Raw genomic sequence first — 23,123 nt, 5'->3', positions numbered from 1 at the left:
AACGAATCATAAGGTAGAAACATGCTACTCTGAAGCAGCTATAAGCACCACTCAAAAGGAGACTCTGCATGTTGCCAGATAAGGGTTGGTTGGTAGAGGCGCGACGCGTCCCTTCTCCGCATTATGATTGCCGTCCGGATGACGAAAAACCGTCCTTGCTGGTGGTGCATAATATTAGCCTGCCCCCCGGCGAGTTTGGCGGTCCGTGGATCGATGCATTATTCACCGGAACGATAGATCCAGACGCCCATCCTTTTTTTGCAGAAATCGCTCATCTTCGTGTTTCGGCCCATTGTCTGATTCGTCGCGACGGTGAAATCGTCCAGTATGTGCCTTTTGATAAGCGTGCGTGGCATGCGGGCGTGTCAAACTATCAGGGGCGGGAACGTTGTAATGATTTCTCCATTGGTATTGAGCTGGAGGGGACGGATACGCTGGCTTATACCGATGCGCAGTATCAGCAGCTAGCCGCCGTGACGCGCACGCTTATCGCTTGCTATCCGGCGATCGCCGACAATATGACCGGACATTGCAACATTGCGCCTGACCGCAAAACGGACCCTGGCCCTGCCTTTGACTGGCCGCGTTTTCGCGCTTTGGTAGCCCTCTCGTCGCACAAGGAGATGACATGACGCTGTTTACGACATTACTGGTGCTGATTGTCGAGCGCCTGTTTAAGCTGGGCGAGCACTGGCAGCTCGATCATCGGCTGGAGGCGCTATTCCGTCGGATTACGCATTTTTCGATGTTGCGCACGATGGGAATGACGGCGATCGCGATGGTGGTGACTTTTCTACTGCTCCAGGCGTTAAAAGGGCTGCTATTTAACGTGCCGACGCTGGTGGTGTGGATTCTCCTGGGCGTGCTGTGTATCGGCGCGGGCAAAGTGCGAGTACATTATCACGCCTGGCTGAAAGCGGCGTCCCGCAACGATCCGCATCCTTGCGAGGCGATGGCCAGCGAGCTTACGCTGATTCACGGCGTGCCGCCGGATTGTAATGAGCGTGAATTTTTGCGTGAGCTGCAAAATGCGTTGTTATGGATAAATTTCCGTTTTTACCTCGCACCGCTATTTTGGTTTATCGTTGGCGGTCCATGGGGGCCGGTAACGCTGGTGGGCTATGCGTTTTTACGGGCCTGGCAGACCTGGCTGGCGCGCTATCAAACGCCGCACCAACGTTTGCAATCCGGCATTGACGCTATTCTTCATGTGCTGGACTGGATTCCGGTACGTCTGGCGGGCGTAGTGTATGCATTACTGGGGCATGGCGAGAAAGCGTTGCCGGCCTGGTTTGCCTCGCTGGCGGATCTGCATACTTCGCAATATCAGGTGCTCACACGTCTGGCGCAGTTCTCACTGGCGCGCGAACCGCATACTGACAAGGTAGAAACCCCCAAAGCGGCGGTGTCGATGGCGAAGAAGGCCTCGTTTGTGGTGGTGGTGATTATTGCGTTGCTCACCATTTATGGGGCATTAGTGTAGCGTTGTGCCGATGGCGCTAACGCTTATGCGGCCTACAATGGAAAAATCTGTAGGCCCGGTAAGCGTTAGCGCCACCGGGCAGTGCAACGGCTTAGATCGTATCGGCTGGCGGTACGCCAAAATCAGGCATCCCGTTTTCGTCCCAGCGCACCCGTTTCAGACGCGTATGGCGGTTGGGATCGTACAACGGATCGCCTTCAATTTCGGTGTAATTTCTCGCGTGGTACACCAGTACATCTTCACCTTCCGGCGTTTGCGTAAAGCTGTTGTGTCCCGGCCCATACTGGCGATTTTCATAGCTGGTGGTAAAGACCGGGCGCGGTGATTTATGCCAGTTGGCCGGATCGCGCGGATCGTCGTTTACGTTAATCCACAGTAACCCCATACAGTAGTTTTCATCGGTGGCGCTGGCCGAATAGCTGATAAACAGCTTGTCGCCATGCACCACGACGGCCGGACCTTCGTTAACCCAAAAACCCCGGCATTCCCAGTCGTACTCTGGCTTACTGAGTTTTACCGGCTCGCCTTTAATCGTCCACGGATTTTCCAGTTCAGCCAGATAAATATTTGAGTTACCGGCAATATCCGGCGCTTTTTGCGCCCACAGATACCACTGCTTTCCCTGATGATAAAAAGTGGTGGCATCGAGGGCGAAGGTATCAAACGGCGTTTTAATTTGACCTTTCTCCGTCCACTTGCCGGTGAGTGGGTCGGCATCGGCGCACTCCAGGGCAAACATGCGGTGCTGGAACATTCCCAGTTTATCAAGCGCTTGAGTATGGGTAGCGGCAAAATAGATGTACCACTTACCGTTGATGCGGTGCATTTCCGGTGCCCAGATGAGCTGGCTCATCGGGCCACTTTCCGGTTTGCGCCAGACGACAACGGGGTCAGCGGCGCGCAACCCTTCCAGCGAATCAGCCCGGCGGATTTCCAGCCTGTCATATTCCGGTACGGAGGCAATAAAGTAGTAATCGCTGCCGTCGCGTAAAATAAACGGATCGGCACGTTGTTCAATAAACGGGTTTGGCCAGTTTGCCATCAGGCTTTCCTTACGCTTTCAGCGGCTTTGAGCTCCTGCAACTCACTCAATTCGCGGTAATTAGTGCGACGTTTTTCCAAATCGTCCTGGATTTTTTTCATCAGTTCACGGTCAACTTTCAGCAGACGTACCACGCCTGCGGTAATCAGATAGCCAACGCCGGGGATAACGGTAAACAACAGCATAATACCGTTCATCGCCGAGGCGCTTTGCGCTTTGGCGCTGGCGTCATAACCGTACCAGGAGAGCAAAAAGCCGACCATCGCCCCGGCAATCGCCAGGCCCAGTTTCAGGAAGAACAGATTACCGGAGAAGCTAATACCGGTAATGCGTTTGCCGGTTTTCCATTCACCGTAATCATCGACATCCGCCATCAGCGACCAGTGCAACGGGGAAGGGATCTGATGCAGAATATTGAGCAGGAAGTAGAGCGCCACTATCATCACGGTAGCTTTCGGATCAAAGAAATAGAACGCGCAGGAGAAAATCGCCAGCGCGATATTGGTCCAGAAAAATACCTTCAATTTACACCAGCGATCGGTTAAGACTTTTGCCAGCATACTGCCGATCATCATACCGACCACGCCAAGGCTAATAAAAAGCGTAGCGAAATGGGTGCTTTGTCCCATCACCCAGGTGACGTAATACATGGTCGCCGCCATACGGATAAACCCCGGGCAGACGTTACATAAGGTCAATAGCAGAATGCGTACCCATTGATCGTTTTTCCACACGTCTTTGAAATCATTCTTCATATCATCGTGCGTCGGAACGGCAGGGCGAACGCGTTCGCGGACGCTGGCAAAGCAGAACAGAAACATACCCATGCCGATAATCGCCAGCACGGTCATCGCCAACTGATAGCCTTTGGCTTTGTCGCCGCCGCCAAACCAGTCCACCATCGGCAATAGCGTTAACGATAGCAACAGCGTCGCGATGCCGACTAACACGAAGCGATAAGCCTGACAGGCCACGCGCTCTTTTGGATCGTTGGTGATCACGCCGCCCAGTGAGCAATAGGGAATATTGATGGCGGTGTAGGTCACAGAAAGCAGAAAATAGGTGACGAAAGCATAGACAACTTTGCTGTTATAGCCCCAGTCCGGCGTCGTAAACATCAGAACGCTGAACAGCGCGTAGGGAAATGCAATCCACAGTAGCCAGGGGCGGAAACGACCATATTTACTTTGGGTACGATCGGCAAGCGCGCCCATCACCGGATCGGTAACGGCATCGATAACGCGTACTGAAAGGAGTAAAACACCGACTAACGCCGGGGCAAGACCAAAAATATCCGTATAAAAATAATTAACAAACAGCATGATAGCGCCAAAAATAATGTTACATCCGGCGTCGCCCATGCCATACCCGATTTTCTCTCTTACCGAAAGTCTGCCCTTATCCATTGAGACTTCTCCCCATCAGATGATGGCGGTAATTATTCGCCTGCGAGCTTTTATTTGCGTAGCAGGATCACGCCGCTGATATGGATAAAATGGTTATACGTGGGAAACTGTGAGGCAGATAACACCCTCCCCGGACGGGGAGGGCGGAAAAGTAATGCCACGATCAGTGGGCTTTCACCGTTTTTGCCGTTTTTTCTTTACACAGGTAGCCGACGCCCAGGATGAGCAGCCATACCGGAATCAGCCACACGGAGATCGCCATACCTGGCGTCATCAGCATAATGATCAATACCGCCGCCATAAACAGCAGACAGAGAACGTTGCCGAACGGATAAAACAGGGCCGGGAAGCGGGTTTTCACGCCCTGCTGCTGTTTCGCGCGACGGAACATCATATGGGCAAGGCTAATCATCGCCCAGTTAATGACCAGCGCGGAGACCACCAGCGCCATCAGCAGTCCGAATGCGGACTCTGGGGCCAGGTAGTTGAGCAGCACGCACAACGCCGTCACGACGGCGGAAACCAAAATGGAGCTCACCGGCACGCCGCGTTTATCGACGTTCAGCAGCGCTTTCGGCGCATTTCCCTGCTGGGCCAGACCGAACAGCATACGGCTGTTGCAGTAAACGCAGCTGTTATAAACCGATAGCGCGGCGGTGAGAACCACGATATTCAGCGCATTGGCGACAAACGTATCGCCCAGCTCATGGAAGATAAGGACAAACGGGCTGGTATCGGCGGTGACGCGCGTCCATGGCAGCAGCGAAAGCAGAACCGCCAGCGAGCCGATATAAAAAATCAGGATGCGATAGATAACCTGATTGGTGGCTTTGGGGATGCTCTGTTCCGGGTTATCGGCTTCAGCGGCGGTGATCCCTACCAGCTCCAGTCCGCCGAACGAAAACATAATAATGGCCATCATCATCACCAGCCCGGTCCAGCCATGCGGCAGAAAGCCGCCCTGTTCCCACAGGTTGCGCACGGTGGCTTGCGGACCAGCGGTATCGCTGAAGAGTAACCACGCGCCGAACAGAATCATAGCGATGACGGCGATCACTTTAATAATGGCGAACCAAAACTCCATCTCACCGAACACTTTAACGTTGGTCAGGTTGATGGCGTTAATAATCACAAAGAAGGCTGCCGCAGAAGCCCAGGTGGGGATCTCCGGATACCAGAACTGGATATATTTACCCACTGCGGTCAGTTCCGCCATGGCAACTAATACGTACAGTACCCAGTAGTTCCAGCCGGAAGCGAATCCGGCAAAGCCGCCCCAGTATTTATAGGCGAAGTGGCTAAAAGAGCCGGCGACCGGTTCTTCAACTACCATCTCTCCCAGCTGGCGCATAATCAGAAAGGCAATAAAGCCTGCAATCGCATAGCCCAGGATAATTCCTGGCCCCGCCGACTGAATAACGGAGGCGCTTCCCAGGAACAAGCCTGTCCCTATCGCGCCGCCCAATGCGATAAGCTGAATATGGCGGTTTTTCAGGCCGCGCTTGAGCTGCTCGCCGTGCTGCTGACTGTCCATTATAAAACCTCGTGTATCGGGCGCGGTTTATTCATAACGCGCTTATTTTGAACGATGCAGTAGTGCGTGTGTAAGTTTGCAATTCCGCTTTTTGTATTGATTTATTTACAAGCTCGTTTTTTAAAATGTCACTTCAACTCTTTCGTCTTGATCAGAATAATGGTATGTGGCCGCGAATGCACCTGCTTTGTGCAGGGGTGATGACGAGTTGCGTAAAAAGAAAGCACTTGTAAATACCTCCTTTTATTTTCCCTTGCAGAGGTTAATTTATTTTTATTCATTATTTATGCATATAAATGCATTTAATCTGCTGTTGAATCGGTTCAGATGAGATTTTTTGTCGTTTCAAATACGTTAAATCTACCTCCTGGTGGGTAAATTTAACATTTGTGCACAGTTACAGTTTTGAAACATGATTTCTGTAAAATTGTTAAAATGTGCCTCCTTTACTGATTTCAATCAAAACCTGTATGGACAGAAGGTGAATACTTTGTTACTTTAGCGTCACAGACATGAAATTGGTAAGACCAATTGACTCCGGGCAAATGGCTTAAGACAGGAAATCATGGCCTACAGCAAAATCCGCCAACCAAAACTCTCCGATGTGATCGAGCAGCAGCTGGAGTTTTTAATCCTTGAGGGAACATTGCGTCCCGGAGAAAAACTCCCACCGGAACGTGAACTGGCAAAACAGTTCGACGTCTCCCGTCCCTCCTTGCGCGAGGCGATTCAACGTCTCGAAGCGAAGGGATTGTTGCTTCGTCGCCAGGGCGGCGGAACCTTCGTGCAGAGCAGCCTGTGGCAGAGCTTTAGCGACCCGCTGGTGGAACTGCTCTCCGATCACCCTGAATCCCAGTTTGACCTGCTCGAAACGCGCCATGCGCTGGAAGGCATTGCGGCTTATTACGCGGCGCTGCGCAGCACCGACGAAGATAAAGACCGTATTCGCGAGCTGCACCACGCTATTGAGCTGGCGCAAGAGTCCGGCGATCTGGATGCCGAGTCCGAAGCCGTGCTCCAGTATCAAATCGCCGTCACCGAAGCGGCGCACAACGTGGTATTGCTTCATCTGCTAAGGTGTATGGAGCCGATGCTGGCGCAAAACGTGCGGCAGAACTTCGAATTGCTGTATGCGCGTCGGGAGATGCTGCCGCTGGTGAGTACGCATCGCACCCGTATATTTGAAGCCATTATGGCCGGAAAACCAGAAGAAGCGCGTGAAGCGTCACACCGCCATCTGGCGTTTATCGAAGAGATTATGCTGGACAGAAGCCGTGAGGAGAGCCGTCGTGAACGCGCCTTACGCCGTCTGGAGCAGCGCAAGAATTAGTTTTTTCTGGCAGAACGTTAACCAGAAGATGTTGTGAATAACGCGTAAAAATGTGCGCGGCAACTAAACGCAGAACCTGTCTTATTAAGCTTTCTGACGAAAGTTTAATGGGACAGGTTCCAGATAACTCAACGTATTAGATAGATAAGGAATACCCCCATGTCAGAACGTTTCCCAAATGACGTGGATCCGATCGAAACTCGCGACTGGCTACAGGCGATCGAATCGGTCATCCGTGAAGAAGGTGTTGAGCGCGCTCAGTATCTGATTGACCAACTGCTTTCTGAAGCTCGCAAAGGCGGCGTGAAAGTCGCGGCAGGCGCAGGGGCCAGTAATTACATCAACACTATTGCCGTTGAAGACGAACCGGAATACCCGGGCAATCTGGAGCTGGAACGTCGCATTCGTTCTGCTATCCGCTGGAACGCCATCATGACCGTGCTGCGCGCGTCTAAAAAAGACCTTGAGTTGGGCGGCCACATGGCGTCCTTCCAGTCTTCCGCCACGATCTATGATGTCTGTTTCAACCATTTCTTCCGTGCGCGCAACGAACAGGATGGCGGCGACCTGGTATACTTCCAGGGCCACATCTCTCCGGGCATCTACGCTCGCGCGTTCCTGGAAGGTCGTCTGACCCAGGAACAGATGGATAACTTCCGTCAGGAAGTGCATGGCAATGGCCTCTCTTCCTATCCGCACCCGAAACTGATGCCGGAATTCTGGCAGTTCCCGACCGTCTCTATGGGTCTGGGCCCAATCGGTGCTATCTACCAGGCGAAATTCCTGAAATATCTGGAACACCGCGGCCTGAAAGATACCTCTAAACAGACCGTTTACGCCTTCCTCGGCGACGGCGAGATGGACGAGCCGGAATCCAAAGGCGCGATCACCATCGCCACCCGTGAAAAACTGGACAACCTGGTCTTTGTTATCAACTGTAACCTGCAGCGTCTTGACGGCCCGGTCACCGGTAACGGCAAGATTGTTAACGAACTGGAAGGCATCTTTGCAGGTGCTGGCTGGAACGTTATCAAAGTCATGTGGGGCGGTCGTTGGGATGAGCTGCTGCGTAAAGACACCAGCGGTAAACTGATCCAACTGATGAACGAAACCGTTGACGGCGACTACCAGACCTTCAAATCCAAAGACGGCGCTTACGTACGTGAGCACTTCTTCGGTAAATATCCGGAAACCGCCGCGCTGGTGGCCGACTGGACTGACGAGCAGATTTGGGCGCTGAACCGTGGTGGTCACGATCCGAAGAAAGTCTACGCGGCACTGAAAAAAGCGCAGGAAACCAAAGGCAAAGCGACGGTAATCCTGGCCCATACCATTAAAGGTTACGGCATGGGCGACACCGCGGAAGGTAAAAACATCGCTCACCAGGTTAAGAAAATGAACATGGACGGCGTGCGTTACGTCCGCGATCGTTTCAACGTGCCGGTTGCCGATGCTGATCTCGAAAAACTGCCGTACATTACCTTCCCGGAAGGTTCTGAAGAACACAAATACCTGCATGAACGCCGTCAGGCGCTGCATGGCTACCTGCCAAGCCGTCAGCCGAACTTCACCGAGAAGTTAGAGCTGCCTCAACTTTCAGATTTCGGCGCGCTGCTGGAAGAGCAAAGCAAAGAGATTTCCACTACGATCGCTTTCGTGCGTGCCCTGAACGTGATGCTGAAGAACAAGTCGATCAAAGATCGTCTGGTACCGATCATCGCCGACGAAGCGCGTACTTTCGGTATGGAAGGTCTGTTCCGTCAGATTGGTATCTACAGCCCGAACGGCCAGCAGTACACCCCGCAGGACCGTGAGCAGGTTGCTTACTACAAAGAAGACGAGAAAGGCCAGATTCTGCAGGAAGGTATCAACGAGCTGGGCGCAGGCGCATCCTGGCTGGCTGCGGCGACCTCTTACAGCACCAACGATCTGCCGATGATCCCGTTCTACATCTACTACTCCATGTTCGGGTTCCAGCGTATCGGCGACCTGTGCTGGCAGGCTGGCGACCAGCAGGCTCGCGGCTTCCTGATCGGCGGGACTTCCGGTCGTACAACGCTGAACGGCGAAGGTCTGCAGCACGAAGATGGTCACAGCCATATTCAGTCGCTGACTATCCCGAACTGTATCTCTTACGACCCGGCTTACGCTTACGAAGTGGCTGTCATCATGCATGATGGTCTGGAGCGTATGTACGGTGAGAAACAAGAGAACGTTTACTACTACATCACCACCCTGAACGAAAACTACCACATGCCGGCAATGCCAGCAGGTGCCGAGGAAGGTATCCGTAAAGGTATCTACAAACTCGAAACCCTCGAAGGTAGCAAAGGTAAAGTTCAGCTGCTGGGCTCCGGTTCTATCCTGCGTCACGTGCGTGAAGCGGCACAGATTCTGGCGAACGACTACGGCGTAGGTTCTGACGTGTACAGCGTGACCTCCTTCACCGAACTGGCGCGTGATGGCCAGGATTGTGAACGCTGGAACATGCTGCACCCGCTGGAAACCCCGCGCGTTCCGTACATCGCTCAGGTGATGAACGACGCTCCGGCAGTGGCATCTACTGACTATATGAAACTGTTCGCCGAGCAGGTTCGTACTTACGTACCGGCTGACGACTATCGCGTACTGGGTACGGATGGCTTCGGTCGTTCCGACAGCCGTGAGAACCTGCGTCACCACTTCGAAGTTGATGCTTCTTATGTGGTTGTTGCAGCGCTGGGCGAACTGGCTAAACGTGGCGAAATCGACAAGAAAGTGGTAGCGGATGCGATTACCAAATTCAACATCGATGCAGATAAAGTTAACCCGCGTCTGGCGTAAGAGGTAAAAGAATAATGGCTATCGAAATCAAAGTACCGGACATCGGGACAGATGAAGTTGAAATCACCGAGATTCTGGTCAAAGTGGGCGACAAAGTGGAAGCTGAACAGTCGCTGATCACCGTAGAAGGCGACAAAGCCTCTATGGAAGTCCCGTCTCCGCAGGCTGGCGTCGTGAAAGAGATCAAAGTCTCTGTCGGCGACAAAACCGAGACCGGTGCACTTATCATGATTTTCGATTCCGCCGACGGTGCAGCTGACGCTGCACCTGCTAAGGCAGAAGAGAAGAAAGAAGCGGCGCCGGCAGCAGCACCTGCTGCGGCAGCGGCGAAAGACGTTCACGTTCCGGATATCGGCAGTGACGAAGTTGAAGTGACTGAAGTGATGGTGAAAGTGGGCGACACCGTTGAAGCTGAACAGTCGCTGATCACCGTCGAAGGCGACAAGGCCTCTATGGAAGTGCCGGCGCCGTTCGCGGGCACCGTGAAAGAGATCAAAGTGAACACCGGTGATAAAGTGTCTACCGGCTCTCTGATTATGGTCTTCGAAGTGGCGGGCGCTGCGCCTGCCGCAGCACCAGCGAAAGCGGAAGCCGCTCCGGCTGCGGCTGCTCCAGCAGCAGCGACGGGCGTGAAAGACGTTAACGTACCGGATATCGGCGGCGACGAAGTTGAAGTCACCGAAGTGATGGTCAAAGTCGGCGATAAAGTTGCCGCTGAACAGTCGCTGATCACCGTGGAAGGCGACAAAGCCTCCATGGAAGTGCCTGCGCCGTTCGCGGGCACCGTGAAAGAAATCAAAATCAGCACCGGCGATAAAGTGAAAACCGGTTCTCTGATTATGGTCTTCGAAGTAGAAGGCGCAGCGCCTGCGGCCGCTCCGGCTAAACAGGAAGCGGCGGCACCGGCTCCGGCGGCGAAAGCTGAGAAGCCTGCTGCCCCTGCAGCCAAAGCGGAAGGTAAATCTGAGTTCGCTGAAAACGACGCGTACGTTCACGCTACCCCGCTGATTCGCCGCCTGGCGCGCGAGTTTGGCGTCAACCTGGCGAAAGTGAAAGGCACCGGTCGTAAAGGCCGTATTCTGCGCGAAGACGTTCAGGCTTACGTGAAAGACGCAATCAAACGCGCGGAAGCTGCGCCGGCTGCTGCGGGCGGTGGTATCCCGGGTATGCTGCCGTGGCCGAAAGTGGACTTCAGCAAGTTTGGTGAAGTTGAAGAAGTGGAACTGGGCCGTATCCAGAAAATCTCTGGCGCGAACCTGAGCCGTAACTGGGTGATGATCCCGCACGTTACGCACTTCGACAAAACCGATATCACCGATCTGGAAGCGTTCCGTAAACAGCAGAACGCCGAAGCTGAGAAGCGCAAACTGGACGTGAAATACACGCCAGTGGTCTTCATCATGAAAGCGGTTGCCGCTGCTCTGGAACAGATGCCGCGCTTCAACAGCTCTCTGTCCGAAGACGGTCAGCGTCTGACCCTGAAGAAATACATCAACATCGGCGTGGCGGTTGATACCCCGAATGGCCTGGTGGTTCCGGTCTTTAAAGACGTGAATAAGAAGAGCGTGACCGAGCTGTCTCGTGAACTGACCACCATCTCCAAAAAAGCGCGTGATGGTAAGCTGACCGCTGGCGAAATGCAGGGTGGTTGCTTCACTATCTCCAGCATCGGCGGCCTGGGAACTACCCACTTCGCGCCGATTGTCAACGCGCCGGAAGTGGCTATCCTCGGCGTTTCTAAGTCGGCGATGGAACCGGTGTGGAATGGGAAAGAGTTTGTGCCGCGTCTGATGATGCCTATCTCTCTTTCCTTCGACCACCGTGTGATCGATGGTGCTGATGGTGCGCGTTTCATTACCATTATCAACAATATGTTGTCTGACATTCGCCGTCTGGTGATGTAATGAAAAAGCCGGCCCGACGGCCGGCTTTTTTTTGATAATCTCATGGAGTTTGTGAGGTTATTAGCGAAAGCGATAATTCGTGATCCGTTTGTTGTTTCAAAATTGTTAACAATTTTGTAAGATACGAGCGGATAGAACGACCCGGTGGATGATGGGCGATCAAGTACCCCAGACCGCCGGATACAAATAAAGAGGTCATGATGAGTACTGAAATCAAAACTCAGGTCGTGGTACTTGGGGCGGGCCCGGCAGGCTATTCTGCCGCTTTCCGTTGCGCTGATTTAGGTCTGGAAACCGTAATTGTAGAACGCTACAGCACCCTCGGTGGTGTTTGTCTGAACGTCGGCTGTATCCCTTCTAAAGCGCTGCTGCACGTAGCAAAAGTTATCGAAGAAGCCAAAGCGCTGGCTGAACACGGTATCGTCTTCGGTGAGCCGAAAACCGATATCGACAAGATTCGTACCTGGAAAGAGAAAGTGATCACGCAGCTGACCGGCGGTCTGGCGGGTATGGCCAAAGGCCGTAAGGTGAAAGTGGTCAACGGTCTGGGTAAATTCACCGGGGCGAACACCCTGGAAGTTGAAGGCGAAAACGGCAAAACCGTGATCAACTTCGACAACGCGATCATCGCGGCAGGTTCTCGTCCGATCCAATTACCGTTTATTCCGCATGAAGACCCGCGCGTATGGGATTCTACCGACGCTCTGGAACTGAAAGAAGTGCCGAAGCGTATGCTGGTCATGGGCGGCGGTATCATCGGTCTGGAAATGGGTACCGTATACCACGCGCTGGGTTCAGAGATTGACGTGGTTGAAATGTTCGATCAGGTTATCCCGGCGGCTGATAAAGACATCGTTAAAGTCTTCACCAAGCGCATCAGCAAGAAATTCAACCTGATGCTGGAAACCAAAGTGACTGCCGTTGAAGCGAAAGAAGACGGTATCTACGTTTCGATGGAAGGCAAAAAAGCCCCGGCTGAAGCGCAGCGTTATGATGCGGTTCTGGTGGCGATCGGTCGTGTACCGAACGGCAAAAACCTCGATGCGGGCAAAGCTGGCGTGGAAGTTGACGACCGTGGCTTCATCCGCGTTGACAAACAGCTGCGCACCAACGTGCCGCACATCTTTGCTATCGGCGATATCGTCGGTCAGCCGATGCTGGCGCATAAAGGTGTTCACGAAGGTCACGTTGCCGCTGAAGTTATCGCCGGGAAGAAACATTACTTCGATCCGAAAGTTATCCCGTCTATCGCGTACACCGAGCCAGAAGTGGCATGGGTTGGCCTGACCGAGAAAGAAGCGAAAGAAAAAGGCATCAGCTATGAAACCGCCACCTTCCCGTGGGCAGCTTCTGGCCGTGCTATCGCTTCTGACTGCGCAGACGGTATGACCAAACTGATTTTCGACAAAGAATCTCACCGCGTGATCGGCGGGGCGATTGTCGGCACCAACGGCGGCGAGCTGCTGGGTGAAATCGGTCTGGCGATCGAAATGGGCTGTGACGCGGAAGACATCGCGCTGACCATTCATGCGCACCCGACTCTGCATGAGTCCGTGGGCCTGGCGGCGGAAATCTTCGAAGGTAGCATTACTGACCTGCCGAACCCGAAAGCGAAGAAGAAATAATCTTCTGTAGGTGGCAATGCGCCATTCGACACAGAAAAGCGGCTTTACAGCCGCTTTTTTTATGCATGGCAAATCAGATGTGTCAAATGATGGCGAAGGATAACGAAACCGCAAAATTTATCTTTTCCGCAGCAGTGCGCTTTTCAAACCTTATGCCGTCGGTAGTGCCTTTGTCAGTCATTTTCGACCAACTAATTGTTTCATAAGAAATACCTCTCCTTACTTTGTCATCACCCTGAAATTAGTAACGCTATAAAATAATAGCGAGCTAATTATGAGGTTTGATATATGAAACTTTTTCTGACAACAGCAGCGCTAACCGCGACGTTGATCTCCGGCATGGCATTTGCCAGCGATCCCGTCATCCCCTGGGCGACTAACAGCGGCGGTACGGAAAGTACGCATATTGCGGCAATGGGCGAGGATTTGAATGCGCAGCATCAGCAGATCACCCACACGCATGAAGGCGTATGGGCGGCCAATTCCGGCAGCATTCAGGCTGATGAAGCCGCGCTGACCAGCAACAAACCGCCGGTACAAGGCCACCCGGAATTAATGCCGCATCAGGGCTAATGATCACGGCCTGGCGATAACGCCAGGCGCTTACGGGTTATTCGGCGACCTGCCACTGCGCGTCTGGCGCAAAACGCGTGATAGCCTGAACTTTACTCTCCGTCTCCTTGCCTAAATCCGCCTGATAAATACGATCGTCCTGGTTGATCATAAAACTCATCACCCCGGTTTCGCCGTAATGCATCGGCCAGGCCAGAAGCGCCGCGCCGTGACCGTCGTTATCGCTGATAATACGGAAATGGTAGCCGTGGTAACCCTCGTCTGGCGCTGCGGGGCTAAAGTTTGGGCCTAACGGACTGGGGACGTCGCCTGCTTTGGTTGGCCAGTACAGGCCATCTTTTTGGCCTTCGCTACTGATTATCCTGTGTGCCCAGCGATGGTTTTGTAAGTAATAGTCCTGCTGCGCATCAACGTAAGCATGCATGGCCTGTAAGGTAGAAAGTTCATTTCGCCCAATAGTACGGGTGAGGATCTCATTCCCGGCTGCCGCCATATCAAAGCGCCAGCCGCCAGTATCTTTCACCATGGGCACCGGGAGCTGCCAGTCTTCTCGTCCGACATTCAGGTGCGCCGTATTGTCTTTTTGTACAATGCGATGGCCTTCGCGCCAGTCACGATTGAAGCGGGCCACGGCCTCGGGATCGGCACCTTCCGGCGGCAGAAATTGCCGCCAGTCATCGCCCAGTAGCGCGGTAAGCTGCGTTTCGTTTTTTCCGGCTACCGCCGCGGCGAAGGCGCTGGCGGCCGCTTCCGGGGAGGGGAACCGTTCCTGCGCGTAGCCCAGCAAGGGTAATGACAGTAACAGAGCGCTTAACATAACCTTTTTCATTATCTGCTCCGGTTAACGGCGATGAAATTCATGATGTTCAGAAAAATGTTCCCGCGCGGCGGCGCGTTGCTCGGTGTTCAAGTGACTGCCGCGACGGCTTTCCAGGCCGCGTAGCTGTTGCGATTGCCATGACGGCGATCGACTGTCGTTCCCGCTAAACACATTGGCGTGCATATTCTGGCGAAATGCCTGACGCTGCTGTGGCGTAGAGGACGCGATCCGCTGATGCGCCGCGTTACGCTGTTGCTGCGATAAGGGATGCTGCTGCGTCTGGGATTTCAGCGTCGCGCTATGCTGCTGCGCCGTCTGTCGACGCGCGCTGTCATACTGATTGTCATAACCGCGATAATTATTACGCCGGGCTATCTGATTTAATTGTTGTGAGGCCGCTTTACGCTGGGCATCGCGGGTGCCTGGCGCTGGCAAAGAAGCGTTCGCTGTATGGCTGCGCTGTTGGAATTGCGTCATGGCCGCCTGGCGCTGACTGTCGCGAGACACTGGCGCTTGCTGCGTTGCGCTTAACCCGCCGCTAACATTGGTGGGATGGAACCGTTGCGCAACGGTATTATTCGGATAGGGGACGCCATTGCGCCAGGCGGGATTATGCTGCCAGCCCATCGTTTGGCCCGGCAGGTTTTGCCCGGATATCCGATTGAAATTATTGACATTGATATTGATATTATCGCCATTGTGTTGATAACCGTTACCACCATGATGGTAATCATCATCATGATGGTCGTCGTCATGGTGGTGATGATCGTCGTCATCCCAGTCTATGCTGCTGAACAACGCATAGGTGGTGGCGACGCCCAGACTATAACCAAAACCTTTAACAAAACTATCGGCAAACTGCTGTCCCGGAGGGGGCGGTAAATACACCGGCGGATAAGCGGTATTGGGCCAGGCGCCATACACCGTCGCGGGGTTATAGTTCGGCACGTACACCACCTGCGGATTCGCGGGTTCAATTTTGATGACGGTCGACGGTGTCGCTGGCGTACTGGCGGATGTGGTGGTTGTCGTCGTGACGGCGCTAGAAGCGCTGGACTTCGGCACGCTGGTGACGGTTTGCTGCGGCGTTGATTTTAGCGAACCGGTTTGTTGAGCGAGCAGACGCAACCTTTGCACCGCATCCATCACATCCTGTGGCTGGGCTAAGAACGCATCGCCCAGGTTTTGCACCCATTGCGGATTCTCGCCCATAAGCGCCATCAACTGGGGAAAGGCGACCAGCGATTTGACGCTGGGATCCCACGGTTGGCTGGCCACCGCCTGAATAGCGGCATCGCCCTGCAGCGTGGGGTTATCTCGCGACCACTGGACGGCCTGAACCACGTTCGCCGGGTAGGTGGAGGCCATGAGCACCTGCGAAAGCAGGGCATCGGGATAAAGCGCGACAGGCGCGACCCATTGATCGATTTGCGCAGTAGTAAAGGTCGTTTTCGCGACAGGCGCGGGCACAGCGGTCTGCGTTGGCTCAGGGGCGGGAGCTGCCGCCTGCGCGGGCGCTTCGGGAGCGCGGCTTTTAACATACAGTACGCCCGAAGCGGCAAATAACCCGGCACTGCAGACAAGGGCAATGAGATGGGGTTTAAAGGGCAACGTCATTTTATCTCTCCCGATTCCAGAGAATCGCTATGGTCATTATGCCTGCCGCCGACGGGGTGCAGTTTCGCGTGAGTATAAAGGGACGATAGTTTAATTTTTAGCTAATGTTGGGATCGATAACGTTACGTGACGATCAAAGCACGAAATGAGGTAAGCATTTATGGCTGTAGCTCCCGTCTCAGTAGAGCATTAGACCATCCTTAACGATTCAGCCACTTTTTTATGTTGCTTTTTTGTAAACAGATTAACACTTAAAGAAAATCCTGTTATTGTGCCGTATGCGGTACCGGGCATTTACCCTACTAACTACTGTCTCACAGGAGCGTGAAGAGAATCGCCCATCAACAAAAGCGCCGCATTATGACAATGAGAGCGAGGAGATATCGTCGTGCTAGAAGAATACCGTAAGCACGTAGCTGAGCGTGCTGCCCAGGGGATTGTGCCGAAACCTTTAGACGCAACCCAAATGGCTGCGCTTGTCGAGCTGCTGAAGACCCCGCCTGTGGGCGAAGAAGAATTCCTGTTAGACCTGTTGATCAACCGCGTTCCTCCTGGCGTAGATGAAGCCGCTTATGTTAAAGCCGGTTTTCTCGCTGCTGTCGCGAAAGGCGACACCACTTCCCCGCTGGTCTCCCCAGAAAAAGCCATTGAACTGCTGGGCACCATGCAGGGTGGTTACAACATTCATCCGCTGATTGATGCGCTGGACGATGCGAAACTGGCGCCGATTGCTGCCAAAGCGCTGTCTCACACCCTGCTGATGTTCGATAACTTCTACGACGTAGAAGAGAAAGCCAAAGCGGGCAACGAATATGCCAAACAGGTGATGCAATCCTGGGCCGACGCCGAATGGTTCCTGAGCCGCCCGCCGCTGGCGGAAAAAATCACCGTCACCGTTTTCAAAGTGACCGGCGAAACGAATACCGACGATCTCTCTCCGGCGCCGGATGCGTGGTCGAGACCGGATATCCCGTTACATGCGCAGGCGATGCTGAAAAACGCCCGTGAAGGCATTGAGCCGGATCAGCCAGGCGTTGTTGGCCCGATCAAACAAATCGAAGCATTGCAGAAAAAAGGCTACCCGCTGGCTTACGTGGGTGACGTGGTGGGCACCGGTTCTTCCCGTAAATCCGCGACCAACTCCGTGCTGTGGTTCATGGGTGACGACATCCCGAACGTGCCGAATAAGCGCGGCGGCGGTCTGTGCCTCGGCGGCAAAATTGCGCCTATCTTCTTTAACACTATGGAAGATGCGGGCGCGCTGCCGATTGAAGTTGACGTTTCTAACCTGAATATGGGCGATGTGATTGACGTCTACCCGTACAAAGGCGAAGTGCGCAATCATGAAACCGATGAACTGCTGGCAACCTTCGAACTGAAAACCGACGTGCTGATCGACGAAGTGCGTGCCGGTGGTCGTATTCCGCTGATTATCGGCCGTGGCCTGACCACCAAAGCGCGTGAAGCGCTGGGTCTGCCGCACTCTGATGTTTTCCGTCAGGCAAAAGACGTGGCGGAAAGCAGCCGTGGCTTCTCGCTGGCGCAGAAAATGGTCGGTCGCGCCTGCGGCGTGAAAGGCATTCGTCCGGGCGCGTACTGCGAACCGAAAATGACCTCCGTCGGTTCTCAGGATACTACTGGCCCGATGACCCGCGATGAGCTGAAAGACCTGGCCTGTCTGGGATTCTCCGCCGACCTGGTCATGCAGTCGTTCTGTCACACCGCAGCCTATCCGAAGCCGGTTGACGTCACCACGCACCACACGCTGCCAGACTTCATTATGAACCGCGGCGGTGTCTCCCTGCGTCCGGGCGACGGCGTGATCCACTCCTGGCTGAACCGTATGCTGCTGCCGGACACCGTCGGTACCGGCGGCGACTCCCATACCCGTTTCCCGATTGGTATCTCTTTCCCGGCGGGCTCAGGCCTGGTGGCGTTTGCCGCCGCGACTGGCGTGATGCCGCTGGATATGCCGGAATCCGTGCTGGTGCGCTTCAAAGGCAAAATGCAGCCGGGCATCACCCTGCGCGATCTGGTACACGCCATCCCGCTGTACGCCATCAAACAGGGCCTGCTGACCGTTGAGAAGAAAGGCAAGAAAAACATCTTCTCTGGCCGCATCCTGGAAATCGAAGGTCTGCCGGATCTGAAAGTTGAGCAGGCATTTGAGCTGACCGATGCGTCCGCCGAGCGTTCCGCGGCAGGCTGTACCATCAAGCTGAACAAAGAGCCGATCATTGAATACCTGACCTCCAACATCGTCCTGCTGAAGTGGATGATTGCCGAAGGCTACGGCGACCGTCGTACGCTGGAACGTCGTATCCAGGGCATGGAAAAATGGCTGGCGGATCCGCAGTTGCTGGAAGCCGATGCCGACGCAGAGTACGCGGCGGTGATCGACATCGATCTGGCGGATATCAAAGAGCCAATCCTGTGTGCGCCGAACGATCCGGACGACGCGCGTCTGCTGTCTGACGTGCAGGGCGAGAAGATCGACGAAGTGTTCATCGGCTCCTGCATGACCAACATCGGCCACTTCCGTGCCGCCGGTAAGCTGCTGGATAACCATAAAGGCCAGTTGCCAACCCGCCTGTGGGTAGCGCCGCCAACCCGTATGGACGCCGCGCAGCTCACCGAAGAAGGTTACTACAGCGTGTTCGGTAAGAGCGGCGCGCGTATCGAAATTCCGGGTTGTTCCCTGTGTATGGGTAACCAGGCGCGTGTGGCTGACGGTGCGACGGTGGTTTCCACCTCTACCCGTAACTTCCCGAACCGTTTAGGCACTGGTGCGAACGTCTTCCTGGCTTCTGCGGAGCTGGCGGCGGTGGCGGCGCTTATCGGCAAACTGCCGACGCCGGAAGAGTACCAGACCTTTGTGGCGCAGGTGGATAAGACGGCGGTGGATACTTACCGTTACCTGAACTTCGACCAGCTCTCTCAGTACACTGAGAAAGCGGACGGCGTGATTTTCCAGACTGCGGTTTAATTTGCCTGACGGTGTCAGGCTTACCATGCCTACGCCTCTTATTGCCCGGTGGCGGCTACGCTTACCGGGCCTACAACACCCATCGCAACTGCGGTGGGTTTTTATTTTCATTCCGCCTGCTGCTCCCGCTTTTTTTCTTCTCCGCTGCTGCGATAATGACTGTAAGGGCTTTGCAGAGGAAAACAATTATGGATTACGAATTTCTGCGCGACGTTACCGGAGGGGTAAAAGTACGAATGTCGATGGGCCACGAGGTGGTCGGTCACTGGTTTAATGAAGAGGTTAAAGACAATCTCTCGCTACTGGATGAAGTAGAACAAGCCGCGCGTACGGTCAAAGGCAGCGAACGCTCCTGGCAACGAGCAGGGCATGAATACACGATCTGGATGGACGGCGAAGAGGTGATGATTCGCGCCAATCAGCTGGATTTTTCCGGCGATGAGATGGAAGAGGGGATGAGTTATTACGATGAAGAGAGTTTATCCCTGTGCGGCATGGAGGATTTTCTGCGGGTCGTCGCCGCGTATCGGGAATTCGTCAGTAAAGCCTGACCCTCTCTTCGTTATTGTCCCGCAACGCCAGTCGACGGACAGTTGGGGGCGTAGTGGAAACGAAATCACCACACATTCCAGCCGGGAGTATCCCGGCTTTTTTATTGCAGAATGATTTTTTGATTTTTATTAATCATTTTAAAACTGTGATCTGACGCGTTTGTGATCTTAATTTGATTGAATATAATCGTTATGATTTTATTCAATCACAACAAGCAACAGGCGGTAAGACCATGAACATCAAAAAAGCAATAGAGCGCGTACCCGGCGGCATGATGGTCGTACCGCTCGTTATTGGCGCAGTCATTAACACCTTCGCTCCACAGGCGCTTGATATCGGCGGTTTTACCACCGCCTTATTTAAAAACGGCGCGGCGCCGCTGATTGGCGCTTTTCTGCTGTGTATGGGAGCCGGTATCAGTGTGAAAGCCGCACCCCAGGCGCTATTGCAGGGCGGGACGATTACGCTCACTAAGTTGCTTGTCGCCATCGGCATTGGCCTGGGCGTGGAGCATCTTTTCGGCGCGGAGGGTATTTTTGGCCTGAGCGGCGTGGCGATTATCGCGGCGATGAGCAATTCGAATGGCGGACTTTATGCTGCGCTGGTAGGTGAGTTCGGCAATGAGCGCGACGTCGGCGCTATCTCTATTTTGTCTCTTAATGATGGCCCTTTCTTTACGATGATTGCGCTGGGCGCGGCAGGGATGGCGAACATTCCCATTATGGCGCTGGTGGCGGTGCTGGTTCCGTTGGTTGTCGGCATGATCCTCGGCAATCTTGATCCTCATATGCGCGATTTTTTGACCAAAGGCGGCCCGCTGCTCATTCCTTTCTTTGCTTTTGCGCTGGGGGCGGGCATCAACCTGGAAATGTTACTGCAAGGCGGACTTGCCGGAATTCTGCTCGGCGTGCTGACAACGTTTGTTGGCGGTTTCTTTAATATCCGCGCAGATCGTCTGGTTGGCGGAACTGGCATTGCCGGGGCGGCGGCCTCCAGCACCGCGGGTAATGCCGTTGCGACGCCGCTGGCTATTGCGCAGGCCGACCCTTCGCTCGCCGAGGTGGCCGCTGCTGCCGCTCCGCTGATTGCCGCCTCGGTGATCACCACGGCAATCCTGACGCCAGTGTTGACCTCCTGGGTTGCGAAAAAACAGGCGCGTCAGGCTTCTTTGGAGAAAAACGCATGAAAATGATAGTCATCGCCGACGATTTTACCGGATCGAATGATACCGGCGTCCAGTTGGCGAAGAAGGGGGCGAGAACGGAAGTCATGTTGAGCGCGTCGCAAAAACCGTCCCGCCGCGCCGATGTGTTAGTCATTAACACCGAAAGCCGGGCGATGCCCGCAGATCAGGCGGCATCTGCCGTTTATGCCGCGCTTTCCCCGTGGTGTGAGACATCGCCAGCGCCGCTGGTGTACAAAAAAATCGACTCTACATTTCGCGGCAATATCGGCGCCGAAGTGACGGCGGCTATGCGCGCCAGTCAGCGAAAACTGGCCGTTATCGCCGCCGCGATCCCTGCGGCTGGACGCACGACGCTTGAAGGAAAATGTCTGGTTAATGGCGTCCCGCTACTGGAAACCGAATTTGCCAGCGATCCGAAAACGCCCATTGTCTCTTCCCGTATTGCCGAGATAGTGGCGTTGCAAAGTGAGATCCCTGTGTATGAAGTCTTTTTGCAGGATGTTCGACGCGGTGGGTTAAGCGCCTTACTTACGGCTTATGCGGCTGAGGGCGAAGGGATTATCGTCGTGGATGCGGTGGAAGAGCGGGACCTGACGTTGATTGCGCAAGCGGCGTGCGAACAACCGTCGATGCCGCTGCTCGTCGGCGCAGCGGGTCTGGCGAATGCGTTGCCGGTTGAACTTTTTATGCAAGACCGGCAGCGGCTGCCGGTGCTGGTGGTGGCCGGTTCGATGAGCGAAGCCACGCGACGTCAGGTGGATAATGCGCTGTGCCGGGGACGTGCGGAGGTCGTGGATATCGATGCCGCGCGCATGGTGTCGGATAGCGCGGAGCAGGAAATCGCGTCTGTCGTAGAGCAGGCCTGCGCGCTGTTAAGTCAGCATCGACATACGATTTTACGCACCAGCCGTCGCGCAGAAGATCGACAGTTAATCGACGCGTTGTGCGAAAAATCCGCGATGAGCCGTCAGCAATTGGGCGAGCGACTGAGCCAGCGGCTTGGCGTCGTCACGTTAAACATTATCGGGCAGGCGCGGATTGGCGGGTTGTTTCTGACCGGCGGCGATATCGCTACCGCCGTCGCCGGCGCGCTTGGCGCTGAAGGTTATCGCATTCAGAGCGAGGTGGCGCCCTGTATTCCCTGTGGAACGTTTGTAAACAGCGAAATTGACGATCTGCCGGTCATTACCAAAGCGGGCGGATTCGGTTCAGACAGTACGTTGTGTGACGCGCTTTATTATATTGAGGAGATGTATTGTGGAGACTAAAACCGTTGCCATTACCATGGGCGATCCAGCGGGCATTGGGCCGGAAATTATTGTTAAAGCGCTAAGCGAAGACGGTCTCAACGGCGCGCCGCTGGTGGTTATTGGATGCCTCGCAACGTTGAAACGTTTCCAGGCGAAGGGCATTACGCCGAACGTCGAGTTACGGGCCATTGAACGGGTTGCCGAAGCGCGTTTTGCGCCCGGCATCATTCATGTGATTGATGAGCCGCTGGCGCAGCCGGAGGCGCTGGAGGCCGGGAAAGTTCAGGCGCAGGCGGGGGATTTAGCGTATCGCTGCGTGAAGCGTGCCACCGAGTTAGCGTTACGGGGTGACGTACAGGCTATCGCTACCGCGCCGCTGAATAAAGAGGCGCTGCACCTGGCGGGGCACAACTATCCGGGCCATACCGAGCTGCTCGCGACCCTGACCCATAGCCGCGATTACGCGATGGTACTTTACACCGATAAACTAAAAGTGATTCACGTTTCAACGCATATCGCGCTGCGTAAATTCCTTGATACGTTAAGTACCGCGCGTGTCGAAACGGTGATTGGTATTGCTGATACTTTCCTCAAGCGTGTGGGTTACGTTAAACCGCGTATCGCCGTGGCAGGCGTGAATCCTCATGCGGGCGAGAATGGCCTGTTTGGCGATGAAGAGACGCGTATCCTGACGCCAGCTATTACCGATGCCCGTGCAAAAGGTGTGGACGTTTATGGGCCGTGCCCGCCGGATACTGTATTTCTCCAGGCTTATGAGGGGCAGTATGATATGGTGGTGGCGATGTATCATGATCAGGGGCATATCCCGTTGAAATTGCTTGGCTTTTATGATGGCGTGAATATCACCGCGGGGCTGCCGTTTATTCGGACCTCTGCCGATCATGGCACCGCATTTGATATCGCCTGGACGGGAAAAGCAAAATCTGAGAGCATGGCCGTATCGATCAAACTGGCAATGCAACTGGCATAAT

The 23,123-nt window shown here is 54.4% G+C and carries 17 protein-coding genes; 12 read left to right on the top strand and 5 right to left on the bottom strand.

Annotation, left to right across the window (positions count from 1 at the left end; translation table 11 throughout):
• Positions 1–68: 68 nt before the first annotated feature.
• Together ampD and ampE are read left to right on the top strand one after the other, a co-directional pair.
• Entirely contained in the window at positions 69–632 is a 564-nt protein-coding gene (gene ampD / locus J4614_RS06910) for a 1,6-anhydro-N-acetylmuramyl-L-alanine amidase AmpD (protein ID WP_000936326.1), read from the top strand.
• Positions 629–1,483 (top strand): beta-lactamase regulator AmpE, encoded by an 855-nt coding sequence (gene ampE, locus J4614_RS06905; protein ID WP_000172039.1) that lies wholly within the window; start codon positions 629–631, stop codon positions 1,481–1,483. The genes ampD and ampE overlap by 4 nt, the downstream gene beginning before the upstream one ends.
• Before the next feature lie 91 nt (positions 1,484–1,574).
• Here ampE and J4614_RS06900 read toward each other — a convergent pair whose 3' ends face one another.
• From J4614_RS06900 to aroP, 3 genes are all read right to left on the bottom strand, one after another.
• The gene (locus J4614_RS06900; protein WP_208293110.1) at positions 1,575–2,525 is read right to left on the bottom strand and encodes a family 43 glycosylhydrolase; all 951 of its coding nucleotides are present in this window, start codon (positions 2,523–2,525) and stop codon (positions 1,575–1,577) included.
• Positions 2,525–3,931 (bottom strand): MFS transporter, encoded by a 1,407-nt coding sequence (locus J4614_RS06895; RefSeq protein ID WP_000357539.1) that lies wholly within the window; start codon positions 3,929–3,931, stop codon positions 2,525–2,527. Before J4614_RS06895 ends, J4614_RS06900 begins: the two co-directional genes overlap by 1 nt.
• Before the next feature lie 163 nt (positions 3,932–4,094).
• The gene (gene aroP, locus J4614_RS06890; RefSeq protein WP_000969487.1) at positions 4,095–5,468 is read right to left on the bottom strand and encodes an aromatic amino acid transporter AroP; all 1,374 of its coding nucleotides are present in this window, start codon (positions 5,466–5,468) and stop codon (positions 4,095–4,097) included.
• Between the two features lie 562 nt (positions 5,469–6,030).
• On the opposite strand from aroP, the gene pdhR reads away from it, so the two are divergent.
• From pdhR to J4614_RS06865, 5 genes are all read left to right on the top strand, one after another.
• Positions 6,031–6,795: a pyruvate dehydrogenase complex transcriptional repressor PdhR gene (gene pdhR, locus J4614_RS06885; RefSeq protein WP_000331771.1), complete on the top strand. Its 765-nt coding sequence runs from the start codon at positions 6,031–6,033 to the stop codon at positions 6,793–6,795.
• A 159-nt stretch (positions 6,796–6,954) separates the two neighbouring features.
• A complete protein-coding gene (gene aceE / locus J4614_RS06880) occupies positions 6,955–9,618 on the top strand; it encodes a pyruvate dehydrogenase (acetyl-transferring), homodimeric type (protein WP_000003841.1) in 2,664 nt (887 codons plus the stop codon).
• Between the two features lie 14 nt (positions 9,619–9,632).
• Positions 9,633–11,522: a pyruvate dehydrogenase complex dihydrolipoyllysine-residue acetyltransferase gene (aceF, locus tag J4614_RS06875; RefSeq protein WP_017441555.1), complete on the top strand. Its 1,890-nt coding sequence runs from the start codon at positions 9,633–9,635 to the stop codon at positions 11,520–11,522.
• Between the two features lie 200 nt (positions 11,523–11,722).
• The gene (gene lpdA / locus J4614_RS06870) at positions 11,723–13,147 is read left to right on the top strand and encodes a dihydrolipoyl dehydrogenase (RefSeq protein WP_001529952.1); all 1,425 of its coding nucleotides are present in this window, start codon (positions 11,723–11,725) and stop codon (positions 13,145–13,147) included.
• Positions 13,148–13,435: 288 nt separating this feature from the next.
• A complete protein-coding gene (locus J4614_RS06865; RefSeq protein WP_000765363.1) occupies positions 13,436–13,720 on the top strand; it encodes an outer membrane protein in 285 nt (94 codons plus the stop codon).
• 37 nt (positions 13,721–13,757) lie between these two features.
• Here J4614_RS06865 and J4614_RS06860 read toward each other — a convergent pair whose 3' ends face one another.
• Both J4614_RS06860 and J4614_RS06855 read right to left on the bottom strand, forming a co-directional pair.
• On the bottom strand, positions 13,758–14,549 hold the full coding sequence (locus J4614_RS06860) for a DUF2950 family protein (RefSeq protein ID WP_208293109.1): 792 nt from the start codon (positions 14,547–14,549) through the stop codon (positions 13,758–13,760).
• 12 nt (positions 14,550–14,561) lie between these two features.
• Complete coding sequence (locus J4614_RS06855) at positions 14,562–16,157, bottom strand: DUF3300 domain-containing protein (protein WP_208293108.1); 1,596 nt, start codon at positions 16,155–16,157, stop codon at positions 14,562–14,564.
• Between the two features lie 388 nt (positions 16,158–16,545).
• Here J4614_RS06855 and acnB point away from each other — a divergent pair, with 388 nt between their 5' ends.
• The 5 genes from acnB (at position 16,546) to J4614_RS06830 (ending at position 23,122) form a co-directional block, all read left to right on the top strand.
• A complete protein-coding gene (acnB, locus tag J4614_RS06850) occupies positions 16,546–19,143 on the top strand; it encodes a bifunctional aconitate hydratase 2/2-methylisocitrate dehydratase (RefSeq protein WP_000888949.1) in 2,598 nt (865 codons plus the stop codon).
• Positions 19,144–19,331: 188 nt separating this feature from the next.
• Positions 19,332–19,694, top strand: a complete 363-nt coding sequence (gene yacL, locus J4614_RS06845; RefSeq protein WP_000384308.1) for a protein YacL — start codon at positions 19,332–19,334, stop codon at positions 19,692–19,694.
• Between the two features lie 233 nt (positions 19,695–19,927).
• Positions 19,928–20,881, top strand: a complete 954-nt coding sequence (locus J4614_RS06840; RefSeq protein ID WP_001022084.1) for a 2-keto-3-deoxygluconate permease 1 — start codon at positions 19,928–19,930, stop codon at positions 20,879–20,881.
• Positions 20,878–22,149, top strand: coding sequence for a D-threonate kinase (locus J4614_RS06835; RefSeq protein WP_000782193.1), 1,272 nt, complete (start codon positions 20,878–20,880; stop codon positions 22,147–22,149). The genes J4614_RS06840 and J4614_RS06835 overlap by 4 nt, the downstream gene beginning before the upstream one ends.
• On the top strand, positions 22,139–23,122 hold the full coding sequence (locus J4614_RS06830) for a D-threonate 4-phosphate dehydrogenase (RefSeq protein WP_208293107.1): 984 nt from the start codon (positions 22,139–22,141) through the stop codon (positions 23,120–23,122). Before J4614_RS06835 ends, J4614_RS06830 begins: the two co-directional genes overlap by 11 nt.
• Position 23,123 lies beyond the last annotated feature (1 nt).

This window comes from Salmonella sp. 32031103-2018-00083-FB-01-SM-01 (assembly GCF_017571995.1).
Classification (GTDB): Bacteria; Pseudomonadota; Gammaproteobacteria; order Enterobacterales; family Enterobacteriaceae; genus Salmonella; species Salmonella enterica.
The sequence above is the reverse complement of the archived record's forward strand: the minus strand, read 5'-3'. Positions and strand labels throughout refer to the sequence as shown.

Excerpts from the sequence above, each read along its gene's own strand:
- ampD (WP_000936326.1), top strand. The coding sequence starts at position 69 with ATGTTGCCAGATAAGGGTTGGTTGGTAGAGGCGCGACGCGTCCCTTCT.
- ampE (WP_000172039.1), top strand. The coding sequence starts at position 629 with ATGACGCTGTTTACGACATTACTGGTGCTGATTGTCGAGCGCCTGTTT.
- J4614_RS06900 (WP_208293110.1), bottom strand. The coding sequence starts at position 2,525 with ATGGCAAACTGGCCAAACCCGTTTATTGAACAACGTGCCGATCCGTTT.
- J4614_RS06895 (WP_000357539.1), bottom strand. The coding sequence starts at position 3,931 with ATGGATAAGGGCAGACTTTCGGTAAGAGAGAAAATCGGGTATGGCATG.
- pdhR (WP_000331771.1), top strand. The coding sequence starts at position 6,031 with ATGGCCTACAGCAAAATCCGCCAACCAAAACTCTCCGATGTGATCGAG.
- aceE (WP_000003841.1), top strand. The coding sequence starts at position 6,955 with ATGTCAGAACGTTTCCCAAATGACGTGGATCCGATCGAAACTCGCGAC.
- aceF (WP_017441555.1), top strand. The coding sequence starts at position 9,633 with ATGGCTATCGAAATCAAAGTACCGGACATCGGGACAGATGAAGTTGAA.
- lpdA (WP_001529952.1), top strand. The coding sequence starts at position 11,723 with ATGAGTACTGAAATCAAAACTCAGGTCGTGGTACTTGGGGCGGGCCCG.
- J4614_RS06865 (WP_000765363.1), top strand. The coding sequence starts at position 13,436 with ATGAAACTTTTTCTGACAACAGCAGCGCTAACCGCGACGTTGATCTCC.
- J4614_RS06860 (WP_208293109.1), bottom strand. The coding sequence starts at position 14,549 with ATGAAAAAGGTTATGTTAAGCGCTCTGTTACTGTCATTACCCTTGCTG.
- J4614_RS06855 (WP_208293108.1), bottom strand. The coding sequence starts at position 16,157 with ATGACGTTGCCCTTTAAACCCCATCTCATTGCCCTTGTCTGCAGTGCC.
- yacL (WP_000384308.1), top strand. The coding sequence starts at position 19,332 with ATGGATTACGAATTTCTGCGCGACGTTACCGGAGGGGTAAAAGTACGA.
- J4614_RS06840 (WP_001022084.1), top strand. The coding sequence starts at position 19,928 with ATGAACATCAAAAAAGCAATAGAGCGCGTACCCGGCGGCATGATGGTC.
- J4614_RS06835 (WP_000782193.1), top strand. The coding sequence starts at position 20,878 with ATGAAAATGATAGTCATCGCCGACGATTTTACCGGATCGAATGATACC.